The organism is uncultured Porphyromonas sp. (assembly GCF_900541275.1).
GTDB lineage: Bacteria > Bacteroidota > Bacteroidia > Bacteroidales > Porphyromonadaceae > Porphyromonas_A.
Genome location: NZ_UQJH01000010.1, coordinates 1 through 13,754 on the forward strand (window position 1 = coordinate 1; position 13,754 = coordinate 13,754).

Annotated in this window: 10 protein-coding genes; all 10 read left to right on the forward strand. The window is 52.9% G+C overall.

Features of this window, described 5'->3' with window-relative positions:
* Positions 1 to 847: 847 nt before the first annotated feature.
* The 10 genes from QZR17_RS05490 (at position 848) to QZR17_RS05535 (ending at position 13,751) form a co-directional block, all read left to right on the forward strand.
* On the forward strand, positions 848 to 2,680 hold the full coding sequence (locus QZR17_RS05490; protein ID WP_297128679.1) for a DUF6259 domain-containing protein: 1,833 nt from the start codon (positions 848 to 850) through the stop codon (positions 2,678 to 2,680).
* A 32-nt stretch (positions 2,681 to 2,712) separates the two neighbouring features.
* A complete protein-coding gene (locus QZR17_RS05495; RefSeq protein WP_297128680.1) occupies positions 2,713 to 4,329 on the forward strand; it encodes a phosphodiester glycosidase family protein in 1,617 nt (538 codons plus the stop codon).
* A gap of 26 nt (positions 4,330 to 4,355) precedes the next feature.
* Entirely contained in the window at positions 4,356 to 6,596 is a 2,241-nt protein-coding gene (locus QZR17_RS05500; RefSeq protein WP_297128683.1) for an alpha-N-acetylglucosaminidase, read from the forward strand.
* Positions 6,597 to 6,630: 34 nt separating this feature from the next.
* Positions 6,631 to 6,837 (forward strand): twin-arginine translocase TatA/TatE family subunit, encoded by a 207-nt coding sequence (tatA, locus tag QZR17_RS05505; RefSeq protein WP_297128686.1) that lies wholly within the window; start codon positions 6,631 to 6,633, stop codon positions 6,835 to 6,837.
* Positions 6,812 to 7,630: a twin-arginine translocase subunit TatC gene (locus QZR17_RS05510; RefSeq protein ID WP_297128689.1), complete on the forward strand. Its 819-nt coding sequence runs from the start codon at positions 6,812 to 6,814 to the stop codon at positions 7,628 to 7,630. The genes tatA and QZR17_RS05510 overlap by 26 nt, the downstream gene beginning before the upstream one ends.
* Positions 7,631 to 7,677: 47 nt before the next feature.
* Positions 7,678 to 8,490, forward strand: coding sequence for a glycerophosphodiester phosphodiesterase family protein (locus QZR17_RS05515; RefSeq protein ID WP_296159935.1), 813 nt, complete (start codon positions 7,678 to 7,680; stop codon positions 8,488 to 8,490).
* A 41-nt stretch (positions 8,491 to 8,531) separates the two neighbouring features.
* Positions 8,532 to 9,626 (forward strand): DUF4434 domain-containing protein, encoded by a 1,095-nt coding sequence (locus QZR17_RS05520; RefSeq protein WP_296159941.1) that lies wholly within the window; start codon positions 8,532 to 8,534, stop codon positions 9,624 to 9,626.
* Positions 9,623 to 11,554, forward strand: a complete 1,932-nt coding sequence (locus QZR17_RS05525; protein WP_297128691.1) for an FAD-dependent oxidoreductase — start codon at positions 9,623 to 9,625, stop codon at positions 11,552 to 11,554. The genes QZR17_RS05520 and QZR17_RS05525 overlap by 4 nt, the downstream gene beginning before the upstream one ends.
* Before the next feature lie 79 nt (positions 11,555 to 11,633).
* Positions 11,634 to 12,320: a GDSL-type esterase/lipase family protein gene (locus QZR17_RS05530; protein ID WP_297128694.1), complete on the forward strand. Its 687-nt coding sequence runs from the start codon at positions 11,634 to 11,636 to the stop codon at positions 12,318 to 12,320.
* A 9-nt stretch (positions 12,321 to 12,329) separates the two neighbouring features.
* Positions 12,330 to 13,751, forward strand: a complete 1,422-nt coding sequence (locus tag QZR17_RS05535; protein WP_297128697.1) for a sugar porter family MFS transporter — start codon at positions 12,330 to 12,332, stop codon at positions 13,749 to 13,751.
* Positions 13,752 to 13,754 lie beyond the last annotated feature (3 nt).

The window sequence follows — 13,754 nt, forward strand, 5'->3', positions numbered from 1 at the left end:
GTACGCAGGGAGAGTAGGTAGCCGCCGTCTTTTTGAGAGGAGAGATCAGACACACTCGTGTCCGGTCTCTCCTCTCTTTTTTTGCTCTGCGGTAGGCCTCAGTCGCCTAGTCGGATCAGTTTGTAGGTGTAGGATGTATGGCGCTGTTCCGCGTGAGCCCATGCTTAATGAGGGCGGCATAATGTGCCGCGCGCCGAAGCCGACCGTTAGCTCCTGGTGGTATTCTAAGTACTCTTTGGGGGAACTTTTTGTATGAGAGCTGCTGACCGTATAGTACAGCGTAATGCTCTCCAATTTCTCTCTGAGCGCCGACAGCCCCCTCCACACCTCATTTTCAACTCATCTTCAAATCTATGGATTGATTAAAATAAAATTAGAACCGTCTGATAACCAGATTTGTGATCACTCGCCTTAATGAGTGAGCATCTGAAATAGAGCGCAGAAAGTAAACTCTGCAACACGTTTTTCCCTATATTACTTATAATAATTATAAGTAGCCTTATTTATCCAGTCTTGATTAAATATATATGGGCATCGCTGGTATTTTATTCGATTTGTCGAGGAAATAGTTGGTGGAGATAAAATAATTAGTAGATTTGCGATGAGACTGATCGAGCTTTTGATAAGAATCGACAAAGTCCGTCACAAGCAATCACTACATAAGCCGCCAGCTGTTATGAGAATGAAAGAATGTTACGCACGACGCATCTCGCTAATGCTTCTGTTTATGCTACCGCTGTTGGGGCTTATAGGTCCCCTTTCTGCGCAGCAATACAGAGCTTTGACGCTACGTAGTGACGAGGTGTCTCTTTCTTTCAGCTCAGGAGACGGGTATGGTTTTAGTGTTTTGTCTCCTACTACCTCTGCCTCTTCAGAGGTTGATAGGACTCTCCCGTGGAGTCTGCAGTTACCGGATGGTGAGCTCTCTGACAGCCAAGTAGAGTATGTAGGTGGTCGTCAGGTGCGTGACGACCTCGTCGAGCTGACCTGGCGAGTGAGACAGGATGTCGGTACCTCTACTGTTACAGTGGAGATCTCTAACGTGGATGGTGATCCACTCCCCGAGTGGAGCCTTCGTATCACCGGCCCGATCGTCCGACAAGTAGACCAGATTACCTTTCCGAGGTTCAAGGTTCCCCGTGAGGATAGTATGGAGTTGATTATGCCCGTGGGGTATGGCATCTCGAAGACGATCGAGTTGGGGACTGAGGCCTGTCTCCCTTATCCATCCGGAAGTGGGACGATGCAATTTCTTATGGCATCCTCCTCGAGCGGAACCGCTTTTATCTCAACACGTGACACGGAGGGACACTTCAAGCACTTCAGGAGTGTTGCAGATGAGCAGTCAGTATCGATGTACGTTACTGTCCCTGTCTCAGAGGACTGGAGGCGTAATGATGATCTGCGATTACCATGGTCAAGTGTTATTGGCTATCGCAAGTCCGGGTGGGAGAGTACGGTAATTGACTGGTATCGACCCTTTACTTATCAGACAGAGTGGGGGGCAAAGACAGTCACTGAGCGCCAGATCCCGCGCTGGCTGATGGAGAATGACCTTTGGATCCAGAAGCAGAAGGAAGATAGCTATAGTGAATTGCTTCGTGCTATGGCGCTGTATGGTAATAACGTCGGCGTACACTGGTATCACTGGCATCATTACCCATTTGATACGCGATACCCTGACTATTTCCCTCCGAAGCCTCTGATCAAGGAAAAATTTCGTGAGCTATCCCATATGGGCGCTCACGTAGTACCCTATATTAATGGGCGTCTCTGGGATCCACTGTCGGAGGCTTTCCGCACCTATCATGGTGATAAGGCGCTCTGTGTGAAGAAGGACGGGTCCTTCTACGAAGAAGTGTATCGCTCTAAGGTCCCTCATAATGTGGCTTGTCCATCCTCTGAGATCTGGCAGAGAGTTCAGGGTGATGTGATCGATAGCATCAGTAAGAGACTCTCTACATCAGGAGTGTATATAGATCAAGTGGCTTGTGCGGCACCTGATCTCTGCTATAATCCCGACCATAACCACTCTCTCGGTGGTGGCAACTGGTGGGCTAAGGGGTATCGTGATATGTATCAGGCTGCTCGTGCGAGGTCTATAAACGATGGACAGATCCTTGCGACAGAGGAGTGTGCTGAGTGTTACATCGACCTTTTTGACCTGATGCTCATAGTGAATACCGACAGGCGTGGAGATAATAAGCCTATTCCTCTCTTCCCCATAGTCTACTCTGATAGAGCTCTCTACACAGGATTTTGCTATATCGCATCGCCCATTAATAATGGATCCTTCAAGTTTATCACTGCCAAGAGTCTCCTCTGGGGAAGTCAGCTTGGCTGGATACAGCCGGGAAGGATTGTGGCTGCAGATGCACAGCGGGAAGCCCTTTTCCTGAAGCGTATGCAGCAATTCCGTGCCAAGGTCAGGTCGATCCTCGTCGGCGGGCAGCTTCTCTGTGAGTGGTTTCCCGGCGAAGTCCCCCTGATGGATGTCCCCGGTCATGGTCAGTATCCAGCTGTATTGGGTGCTAAGTGGCGCTCCGCCGAGGGGAAGCCTTATCTGCTACTTGTCAATTGGGATGATCAGTCTCACAAGCTGACGCTACCCACCGGGAAGAGGATAACCCTCGCTCCACTCTCCGCCCGGGTAGATGAAGTCCCCTGTCAGGAAAAATGAAATAATCGATCAACTCATACTATATCTACCTTATGAAACCCTTATCTATCCACGTCTATTCTCTGCTGCTCCTGCTTGCGGTGGCGGGATGCAGTAAGTCAGCTGACTCGCAGCCTGAAAATGTAATCATGCCGGAGAATCTCTCCATCACACAGTCGATGGAGACCGGTAGGGTGATACTCTCCTGGAGTGATCCCAATGGCTCGGTTGATGGCTTTGAGGTCAGCTACAAGCCTGTCGGCACGGAGCAGTATGTGGCACTTGCTAAGCTGCCCGCCGATGCTCGCTCTTACGTGGTGGATCAGGAGATAGCTCCTGATGCATCGTACTACTTTGCTGTCGCTGCTCTGCGCGGTGATAGTCGCTCATATCCTGCCACCTCGCTCTACAAGGTGATCAAGGCAGATGCAATCAAGGGCGTCAGGATCTTACGTACCTATGCCTCCCATGCCGGGGTAGGGGTAGAGTATGAGCCTGCCAATCTGTTTGTAGGGGAGCGCAAAAACTTCGGGCTGATAGTCACACGTACTCCTGAGGAGTCAGCTGAGCCTATACTGGATATCCCTGCTCCTGCTGACTTGAGAGGTAAGTCGGGCTGTATGCAGATGATACCCATCACTCGCCTACCTAAGGATGCGACAGAGATTTATGTCAGAGCCTACGCTCTCGGTGATAAGTCTCGGTACGTAAGTGAGCCGTCTAAGGTTGTTCTCCCGGAGCAACCTGCAGCCATCAAGCTGGACTGGAAAGAGATCACCCCTGACGGACTTAAGGGCAAGGTGGAGGTGTATAGCACTACCTCTACTCTCAATGGACGACCCTTCAATGCCTGGTATGCTGTAGGTAATCCGGAGAAGAGCCGCATCAAGCGCAATGACCCCAGTACCAATACCTCGCTGACGGAGCAGGCCAAGCAGCTCTCAAAGGCTCTTGTCCTTGTGAATGGCTCCTACTTCTACATGAATACTACGCTCGGTATTTATGGACACAATGGGCTGAAGGGTGTCAATCATCCCCTTCGCGGTTCCTTGAGGACCAAGCATCCGGAGTACAACGTCATGTACCATGCGATGAGAGGATTCTTTGGCGTGACGAAGGAGGGAGACGCCAGGGTCTACTGGGGAGGATCAGAGGCCGGCGAGCCACACCTCTATGAGCACCCGATGCCTATCCTCCTGGGAGAGGCAAGATACGACTCTTATCTTCCTGAAATTGTAGGCAAGCCTGTAGAGTGGGTCCCCTACTATGGACTGTCCGGTGGACCGGTAGTACTTAAGGATGGGAGAGTGCCTGTAGACTTCACACCATTCCGTGAGGGTGATGAGTACTACTTGGCCAATTTTGAGCTTATGCCCTACGATATTTTCGGATCAGATATTCGTCCGGATAGGACAGCGGTAGGCATACGAGAGGATGGTCGCATTGTCCTCTTCGTCTGCGATGGACGTATTCCTGAGAGCAAGGGAGCTGACTTAGTGGAGCTCGCTCAGATCATGAAGGGACTGGGATGTAAGGATGCCCTCAACCTCGATGGCGGAGGCTCTACCAACATGTGGGTCAGTGGCGAGATCGTTAATCATAAGGACATAGTAGCTGCAACCGGTGACACCCGTGCGATCAAGTCGATCATCGGATTTTTTGAGAAATAACTCGGCTGCCATTTGTTGTCTCTGATATGAAACAGAAGATCACTTTAGTACTTATCCTCCTTCTCCTTCCTCTTATCCCTGCCTGCGGAAATGGCTCTGAGGAGACGGATGAAGCGATTGCTCCCCTAATCGGGCTGTGTGATCGTCTTTTCCCGGAAAGGAGCGGAGCCTTTCAGTTCGTGCTTGATAGAGACACCACTTCATTGGACTCTCCGTCTCGGTACAGCGTTGTTGCCGAGAGAGGTAAGGTGACTATCAAGGGAAGTGATCCCCTTGCCCTCTCTGTGGGTCTCAATAGGTACCTCAGCGAGTACTGTCATACCTATGTAAGCCCGTACACTTATGATAAGGTGGAGCTGCCCGGTCGTCTCCCCGATACCAAGGGACCCCTTGAGGGATCGGCTGTTGTACCGGAGCGGTTCTTCCTCAACTACTGCACCTTCGGCTACAGCATGCCTTACTGGAAGTGGGCTGACTGGGAGCGCCTAATCGACTGGATGGCTCTTCAGGGTGTCACCATGCCTCTGGCTATTACTGGTCAGGAGAAGGTGTGGCTTGACGTCTGGACGGAGCTCGGTCTCGATCCGGAGTCCGTGAAGAGCTACTTCACCGGTCCGGCCCATCTCCCCTGGCATCGTATGAATAATATCGATCGATGGGAAGGTCCGCTACCTGACTCCTGGCTTGATGAGCAGGTGGAGCTACAGAAGAAGATCCTCGAGCGTGAGCGGTCCTTTGGGATGACACCTGTCTTGCCGGCATTTGCTGGTCATGTCCCCCAGGAGCTTGCCCAGCACTACCCCGATGCAGAGGTGCTCCGGCTTGGTAAGTGGGGCGGATTTGAGGAGAAGTACGGGACTTACTACCTCTCACCGGCTTCGCCACTATTCCGCAAGATCCAGACCCTCTATCTGGAGAGGCAGACTGAGCTCTTCGGCACCGATCATATCTATGGCATAGATGCGTTTAATGAGGTGGACTCTCCCGACTGGTCACCGGAGTTCCTTGCCGAAGTCTCACGGGCAATCCACACCTCACTAACCGATGTCGATAGTGAGGCCAAGTGGCTCATGATGACTTGGCTTTTTTATTACGATAAGGAGCACTGGACTCCTGAGCGGATACGGGCATTCTTAGAGGCAGTCCCCCAGGGGAGCATCTACCTGCTGGACTATTACTGCGATAAGGCTGAGGTCTGGAGGGAGACGGAGGCTTTCTATGGCCAGCCATACTTGTGGTGCTACCTCGGTAACTTTGGCGGCAACAGCTGGCTCTGTGGTAATATGCGTGATGTGCAGGAGAAACTAACTGCTGCGCAGGCCACACCCTCATCAGCACCTATGGGTATAGGCTGTACTCTGGAGGGTCTGGATGCCAATCCGATCATGTATGAGTATGTGCTCTCTCAAGCATGGACGAGCGCACCTACAGCGGATGAGTGGATCAGAATCTGGGCGGATAAGCGCGGTAATAACCCTGCGAATAATTACGTGTACGAGGCTTGGAAGATCCTCGAGAGCTCAGTCTACCGCGACTTCAGCAGAGGAGGTCAGGCGGTGCTGATCCACGCACGTCCCTGTCTGCATGGCTATCAGGGCTGGTGCACAGTGCCCGACTATGAGTATGACAACGATGATCTGCTACGAGCGTGGCAGCTGCTCTTGCAGGGCTACACCTTTGCCGAGACTCACCACAGGGAGCTTACCTATGATCTCGTAAATGTTGGTCGCCAACTCTTGGGGAATCGGTTTATGGAGCTCAGAGATGCCCTTACTAAGGCATACGAGGATAAGGATCTCGACCGAGTATCAGCTGTAGGACAGCAGATGGAGGAGCTTATGGACGACTACGCCGCGCTCCTCACGTATGAGCCCTACTTTACGCTCGGTAAGTGGCTCCGAGATGCGAGAGACTATGGCTCTCACAGTGAGGCAGAGGCTGACTACTACGAGCGAAATGCACGCAGCATCCTCACTGTATGGGGGCAGCCGGGGCGTCAGCTCACAGACTATGCCAATAGAGCCTACGCCGGTCTGGTCACAGACTATTATGCTCCCCGATGGAAGCGATTTATCGAGTCAGTGGAGAGCTCTCTCAGGGAGGGTGTCCCGCTTGACGAGGAGCAGTTTAGGGCAGAGATGATCGCCTTTGAGGATCAGTGGAGACACTCTACGGGGGAGATCGCAGAGGTCAGGCCATCTATGCCCATAGATCGTTATGTGTCACTTCTTATAAGTAAATACTTTCCCTCCGATGAGTCCCGATAGGGGATCATCCGGAGCTCAAATTATCAATAGGCTTATGAATTACTTACCACTACTATTTCTGCCAAGGGTCGGTATGGGCGAGCTGTTAGTTATCTTAGTCGTTGTCCTGATCCTCTTCGGCGCAAAGAGGATTCCGGAGCTGATGCACTCCTTCGGGAAGGGGATCAAGAGCTTCAAGGATGGGCTCAATGAGGATCTGACGGACCCCAAGGACGATGACTCATCCAAGGAGGAGAAGTGAGGAGCCCGATTTCTGGGATAATGCAGAGGTCCTGAGAGGCGTACTTATCAGGGTGTTTATCTACTTCCTGGTCGCTTTTTCAGTTGCCTTTGTCCTTGTCCCCAGGATATTTGACTCAGTGATCCTTGGCCCCTGTAGGGCGGACTTTGTTACCTATCGCTGTATTGAGCGGCTCAGTCCCGTGGAGAGTTTCGAGACCGGTAGCTTCCCGATAGAGCTTGTCAATATCAGGCTAGGGACGCAGTTCTTCCTCCATATCAGGGTTGCCATTGCCATTGCTCTGATCGTCCTCGTACCTCCTGTCTTGATAGAGGTCTGGTATTTTGTACGTCCCGGACTCTATCGAGGAGAGGCCATTGCCCTGAGGCATGTCCTCTTGGGGATGCCGATCCTATTTTACCTGGGTGTCTTAGTGGGTTACTTCTTGGTATTTCCACTGACATTGCACTTTCTTGTGTTTTACAATCTGAGTGACCTCATTGCTAATCAATTGTCTTTGGAGTCCTATATGAGCAACTTCTTTACCCTCATCTCAGCGATGGGCATCATCTTCCTGCTCCCTCTGGTGGTGAAGTTGCTGGCTACTATAGGTGTCCTCAATGTCGACACTCTCAAGCGAGGTAGGCAGTACGCTGTAGTTGTCCTGCTTATCCTTGCTGCCGTCATCACCCCCAGTGGCGATCCACTCACGATGACGGTCGTTTTTGTCCCGCTCTATCTGCTCTACGAGCTGTCTCTCCTGATGGTTAGGGTGGAGAAACCCGGAGTCGCAAAGACGATCCCCTCTGACTGATAGACTTAATGGCACAACTGCTGATAAAATCAAATCAATCACTATATATGAACTATCGAAAGCTTACTCTCTGCCTCCTTCTGGCATTTCTTGCACACCTCCCGCTTATGTCGCAGACAGCCATAATTGCCCATCGTGGGCTATGGAATGTCCGTGGAAGTGCCCAAAACTCTATCGAGTCACTCCATCGAGCCTACGACATCAGGGGCATCTATGGCTTAGAGATCGATGTGCAGCTGACGAAGGACAGCGTCCTTATACTCTCACATGACCCTGATATCGGTGGCTATCGTATCGACAAGACAGACTGGTCTCAGCTCAGAGATAACGTACGTCTCCGCAGCAAGGAGCAGATCCCTACGCTGGATGAGTTCCTGGAGGCCTTGAGCTCGTACCCCGACCTAAAGCTTTTCTTAGAGCTCAAGACTCAGGAAGACCCAGGCTCAGAGCGCTATCTCGCAGATCAAGCTCTTGCTATGGTCAAGGCGCACGGGCTACTGGAGCGGACAGCCTTTATCTCCTTCAGTATCGAGATCTGTAAGCAGCTCGTCAAGTCCTCTCCCGAGTCACTCGTCATGCACCTGAGAGCTGACTATAGTCCCAAGGAGCTGTATGCTATGGGGATGAGGGGAGTAGACTACAATTACTCCGTCTTCTGGAAGCATCCGGAGTGGTTTGATGAGGCCCGATCGCTCGGCATGTCCATAGGCGCTTGGACGGTCAATGAGCCTGCCACGATGCAGTACTTCATCATTCCCAGAGGGTTTGACTTCATGACGACAGACAACGTCATACCCGCTATGGATGTCTTCGACCTCCTGAAGATAGTCCCGAGAGACATCAGCAAGCCGATCAAGTAAGGTCGATTATAACTATTCCCAACAAAGCCCAATAGATAATTATGGAAGATAAGAGTAGAAGAAACTTCCTTAAGAAGAGCGCAGCCATAGGCGCTGCAGCCCTCTCCTCCACGCTACTCTCCAGAGCAGAGTCCATCACGGATGTGTACGGAGAGCCCCTCACCACAGAGTCCCGACTCCGGACGGCTCCTGTCGGTAATGCACTACCGATCACAGGGACCTTCCTTGATGAGATCACCCATGATATCCCCTGCCAAAACTGGGGCGAGGAGGAGTGGGATCGGGACTTCGGGTATATGCGTGCTATCGGCATAGATACTGTCATAATGATCCGCTGCGGGTATCGTAAGTTTATCACTTATCCGTCGCCCTACCTGATCAGCAAGGGCTGCTATCGCCCCGGGCGAGACCTGCTCGACCTCTTCCTGCGGCTGGCACAAAAGCATGGTATGAAGTTTTACCTCGGTCTCTACGACTCGGGAGTCTACTGGGATACCGGTGATATGTCTCACGAGATCGAGGATAATAAGTATGTCATCGATGAGGTGTGGGAGCGCTACGGTAAGCGGTATAGCAGCTTTGGCGGATGGTATATCAGTGGGGAGATCAGTCGTGCTACCAAGGGGGCCATTGGTGCCTTCCACGCGATGGGCAAGCAGTGCAAGGATGTGTCGGGAGGACTCCCCACCTTCATCTCTCCCTGGATAGATGGGAAGAAGGCTGTGATGGCCTCCGGCAGTGCGCTGACCAAGGCTGATGCTGTCTCCGTGCAGCAGCATGAGAAGGAGTGGGACGAGATCTTCTCCGGGATTCATGATGTGGTGGATGCCGTAGCCTTCCAGGATGGCCAGATCGACTACGATGAGCTGGATGCGTTCTTTGAGGTGAATAAGAGGCTCGCCGACAAGTACGGTATGCAGTGCTGGACCAATGCTGAGACCTTTGATAGAGACATGCCGATACGCTTTTTCCCGATTAATTTTGAGAAACTTCGTCTCAAGCTCGAGGCTGCTAAGCGTGCCGGGTACGATAAGGCGATCACCTTTGAGTTCTCCCACTTCCTCTCGCCTCAGTCTGCTTACCTGCAGGCAGGTCATCTATACGACAGATACCGTGAGTACTTTGGCATAAGATGAGGACCATCTCTCTCCATAGTTTCGTCCGGGCTTTCCTTGTCGCACTGTCCTGCCTACTGATGGGTCAGACCCTCTCAGGTCAGGAGAGAGCGTACGATGTGGTCGTTGTGGGTGGTGGTGTCGCCGGTACCGCGGCAGCACTACAGTCGGCCCGCATGGGATGCTCTACCTTGCTCCTCTCTGAGTGTGAGTGGCTCGGCGGGATGCTCACCTCGGCCGGAGTGAGTGCCGTGGATGGTAATTACCGGCTGCAGAGTGGCATCTACGGCGAGTTTCGTCGTGCCTTGGTCGATCACTATGGAGACGACAAGGCGCTGGCGACCGGCTGGGTGAGTCGGACACTCTTTGAGCCTTCTGTAGGGAATGCGATCCTACTACGTATGGTCCGCCGGGAGTCTCACTTGACGCTCTACCCCTCGACCACAGTCTCCTCTATAGTGACAGCCCCCGGAGAGGGGTATCGTCTGCGGATAAGTAGGCCGGAGGGCTCAGAGCAGGTGCTGGCGCGTCGACTGATCGATGCGACAGAGCTTGGTGACATCGCGGGAGAGCTGGGAGTGCCGTACGATGTGGGTATGGAGTCAAGGGCTATCTCAGGGGAGGATGTCGCTCCGGAGGAGTCTAATCACATCATACAGGATCTCACCTATGTAGCCATACTCAAGGAGTACGATCACCCCATACCGCTCCACCGACCGGAGGGCTATGACCCGAGGGAGTTTGCTTGCTCTTGCAAGACGGATCTCTGTCATACCCCTGTCAATCCGAACCGCACCCTCTGGTCGCCGGAGGATATGCTCCGGTATGGCAAGTTGCCCAATGGTAAGTATATGATCAATTGGCCGATAGAGGGCAATGATTACTACGCCAATGTGATAGAGTCATCCGAGGAGGAGCGTCAGGAGGCTTATCAGCAAGCTAAGGAGAAGACCAAGCGCTTCCTCTACTTCATACATAATGAGCTGGGCTTTGATCACCTCGGTATTGCGGATGATGAGTACCCCACTGCAGATGGCTGGCCCTTTATCCCCTACCACAGAGAGTCACGGCGGATCAGGGGGATAGTCCGCTTTGATCTCAATCATCTGGAGCACCCATACGATCAGCCACTCCCTCTCTATCGTACCTCTGTGGCGGTGGGAGACTATCCGGTGGATCATCACCACGAGGCCTATACCGGTGAGGAGGCGTTACCCGACCTCCACTTCCATCCGGTACCCTCCTTTGCTGTCCCGCTGGGCGTAGTGATCCCTCAGGATCAGGGAGACCTCCTCGTCGCGGAGAAGTCTATCTCCGTGTCTAATGTCGTCAATGGTACTACTCGGCTCCAGCCGGTGGTCATGCAGCTGGGACAGGCCGCCGGTCTGCTTGCCGCACTCTCCGTCAGGGATGAGATCTCTGCGGCAGAGGTCTCTGTGAGAGCTGTACAGCGTGAGCTGCTGAGGCGAGGTGGGTATCTGATGCCCTTCCTTGATGTCCCTCAGGGCGACCCTCTCTTCCTCCCCCTACAGCGCATAGGCGTCACCGGGATCCTGAGGGGTGAGGGCAAGACTATTAATTGGTCCAATGAGACGTGGATGCGTGTCGATGCTCCGCTCCACTACGGGGAGATCTTCTGCCTGGAGGAGTACTACCCCGATGCGGTGGAGCAGATCCGCCGGTGGAGAGGAGCCGATCAAGAGGAGGTATCGGTATCCCAGGCACTCCGGCTGATGAGCCTGCTCTCCCAGAGAGAGGTGACAGAGGCTGAGCTCCCGGGGCAAGACCTAGGAGGGACGATCTCGAGGGGAGACTTTATCCTCCTCCTGGATCGCATACTCAATCCCTTTAGTCAAGAAGTGGATCTCTACGGAAATAAGGTGTGCCGACCTGGTGGCTCACTAATACCGGTAAAAGAAAAGTCTAATATCGGTATTAGTGATCTCTAATATCGGTATTAGATCAAGCCCTTGTCCGCTGTAAAGAATCGATGTGATAATCACGGCATTATAATCAAGAAATAAAGACATGAATAGGTATCTGCTTCCGATCCTGCTGCTCCTCCTCGGAGCACAGTCGCTTTACGCTCAGCGCGAGCTACCTCCCTTTGAGCCCTTTGTCCACTATACTATGAGGGAGTCGATGTTTGAGGAGGCTCCCACCCATAATGGTGCGATCATCTTCCTCGGCAATAGCATCACTGATCACTGGCAGTGGCACGAGTACTTTACGCCACCCACCGGTGTCGCGATCCTCAATAGAGGTATCGGGGGTGACATCACAGCCGGAGTGCTCCACCGTATGCCTGAGATCATCCGGCATCAGCCATCCAAGCTCTTCCTGATGATTGGTATCAACGACCTCATCGGCTCTAAGCCCAATGCTCAGATCATTGCTAACATCGAGCATATCCTGAGTATCCTGAAGAGTCAGTGCCCCGACACGAAGATCTACCTCGAGAGTATACTTCCGATCAATCGGGAGATCTTCAAGACTGACACGCCCTCAGTAAGCACCGATAATATCCGTCAGGTCAATGCCGAGCTCTCAGCCCTGGCTAAGAGGATGGACTGTACTTACCTGGATATTTTCTCTCTCCTGATAGACCCGGAGACAGATATGCTGTGCGCCTCCTATACCCGTGACGGCATCCATCTGACTGCTCAGGGCTATCGTCTATGGATCAATGAGATAACCCCCTTGGTGGAGAAGTAAGGCAACAAGATGGAGAAGAAAGAGACCAACTACGGCTACCTGCTCTTCCTGGCGATAATTGCTGCTCTCGGAGGCTTCCTCTTTGGCTACGATACGGCAGTTATCTCGGGGACCATCCCTCTCGTGGTGGGGCAGTATGGCTTAGATACCATGTCGCAGGGCTGGTACGTGGGCTGCGCTTTGGTAGGATCGATTATCGGGGTGCTATGCGCCGGGATCCTGAGTGATGGGATAGGGCGCAAGTGGAGTATGCTGCTCTCTGCGGTCCTCTTCACTACCTCTGCGGTAGGCTGTGCAGTCTGCCACTCATTTGATCAGCTGGTAGTCTATCGTATCATAGGAGGGATGGGGATCGGCGTCGTGTCGATCGTCTCGCCACTCTATATCTCTGAGATCTCTATCCCTAAGTATCGCGGACGGATGGTGGCACTCTACCAGCTTGCTGTCACCATTGGTTTCCTCGGAGCATACCTCATCAATTTTGCACTCCTCCGATGGTCCTCCTCTGAGCCGAATCTCTCCGGAGACTGGATGCAACTCATCTTCTCCGCAGAGGTATGGCGTGGGATGCTGGGCATGGAGACGATCCCTGCTCTGCTCTTCCTTGTGGCTATACTATTTATCCCCGAGAGTCCCCGATGGCTCATCCTGAGACATAAGGACGACCAGGCAAGGGCGATCCTACGCACTATGCATAGGGACCCTGAGGTGGTCGAGAGTCAGATGAGTGAGACGAGAGCAGCTATCGCAGCAACATCCGCTGAGCAGAGCTCTCTCCGGCTCCTGAGGGAACCGGCTGTCCTCCGCCCGGTCTTGATCGGGGTGGCGATCGCTATGCTCGGACAATTTATGGGAGTCAATGCTGTGCTCTACTATGGTCCCTCTATCTTTGAGGGTGCCGGGCTGGCAGCGCAGGACTCTCTATGGTATCAGGTGTGGATCGGTATAGTCAATGTACTTACCACCATGCTGGCGATCTTCCTCATCGATAAGGTGGGGCGGAAGACTCTGGTCTACTATGGCGTGTCAGGTATGATCGTGTCGCTGGTGCTGATAGGGCTATACTTCCTGTATGGTGAGACGATCGGCATCTCGTCCACCTGGTTGCTGGTCTTCTTCCTGGCATACATATTCTTCTGCGCGGGGTCTATCAGCGCGGTGATCTTTGTCTTCCTCTCAGAGATGTATCCGACCCGCATCCGAGGTCTGGCGATGTCCTTGGCGGGTCTCTCGCTATGGATCGGGACCTACCTGATTGGTCAGCTTACGCCCTGGATGCTGGAGACGCTGACGCCGTCGGGGACCTTTTTCCTCTTTGCACTCATGTGCCTGCCCTACCTCTATATCGTATGGAGGCTGATGCCGGAGACTACCGGTAAGAGTCTGGAGGAGATCGAGCGCTTCTGGTTCCGCTCTACTCCATCTCGATGATGA

What these genes read in the sequence shown, in the direction of transcription:
- QZR17_RS05495 (WP_297128680.1), top strand. Translation starts at nt 2,713, where the DNA reads ATGAAACCCTTATCTATCCACGTCTATTCTCTGCTGCTCCTGCTTGCG.
- QZR17_RS05500 (WP_297128683.1), top strand. Translation starts at nt 4,356, where the DNA reads ATGAAACAGAAGATCACTTTAGTACTTATCCTCCTTCTCCTTCCTCTT.
- tatA (WP_297128686.1), top strand. Translation starts at nt 6,631, where the DNA reads ATGAATTACTTACCACTACTATTTCTGCCAAGGGTCGGTATGGGCGAG.
- QZR17_RS05510 (WP_297128689.1), top strand. Translation starts at nt 6,812, where the DNA reads ATGACTCATCCAAGGAGGAGAAGTGAGGAGCCCGATTTCTGGGATAAT.
- QZR17_RS05515 (WP_296159935.1), top strand. Translation starts at nt 7,678, where the DNA reads ATGAACTATCGAAAGCTTACTCTCTGCCTCCTTCTGGCATTTCTTGCA.
- QZR17_RS05520 (WP_296159941.1), top strand. Translation starts at nt 8,532, where the DNA reads ATGGAAGATAAGAGTAGAAGAAACTTCCTTAAGAAGAGCGCAGCCATA.
- QZR17_RS05525 (WP_297128691.1), top strand. Translation starts at nt 9,623, where the DNA reads ATGAGGACCATCTCTCTCCATAGTTTCGTCCGGGCTTTCCTTGTCGCA.
- QZR17_RS05530 (WP_297128694.1), top strand. Translation starts at nt 11,634, where the DNA reads ATGAATAGGTATCTGCTTCCGATCCTGCTGCTCCTCCTCGGAGCACAG.
- QZR17_RS05535 (WP_297128697.1), top strand. Translation starts at nt 12,330, where the DNA reads ATGGAGAAGAAAGAGACCAACTACGGCTACCTGCTCTTCCTGGCGATA.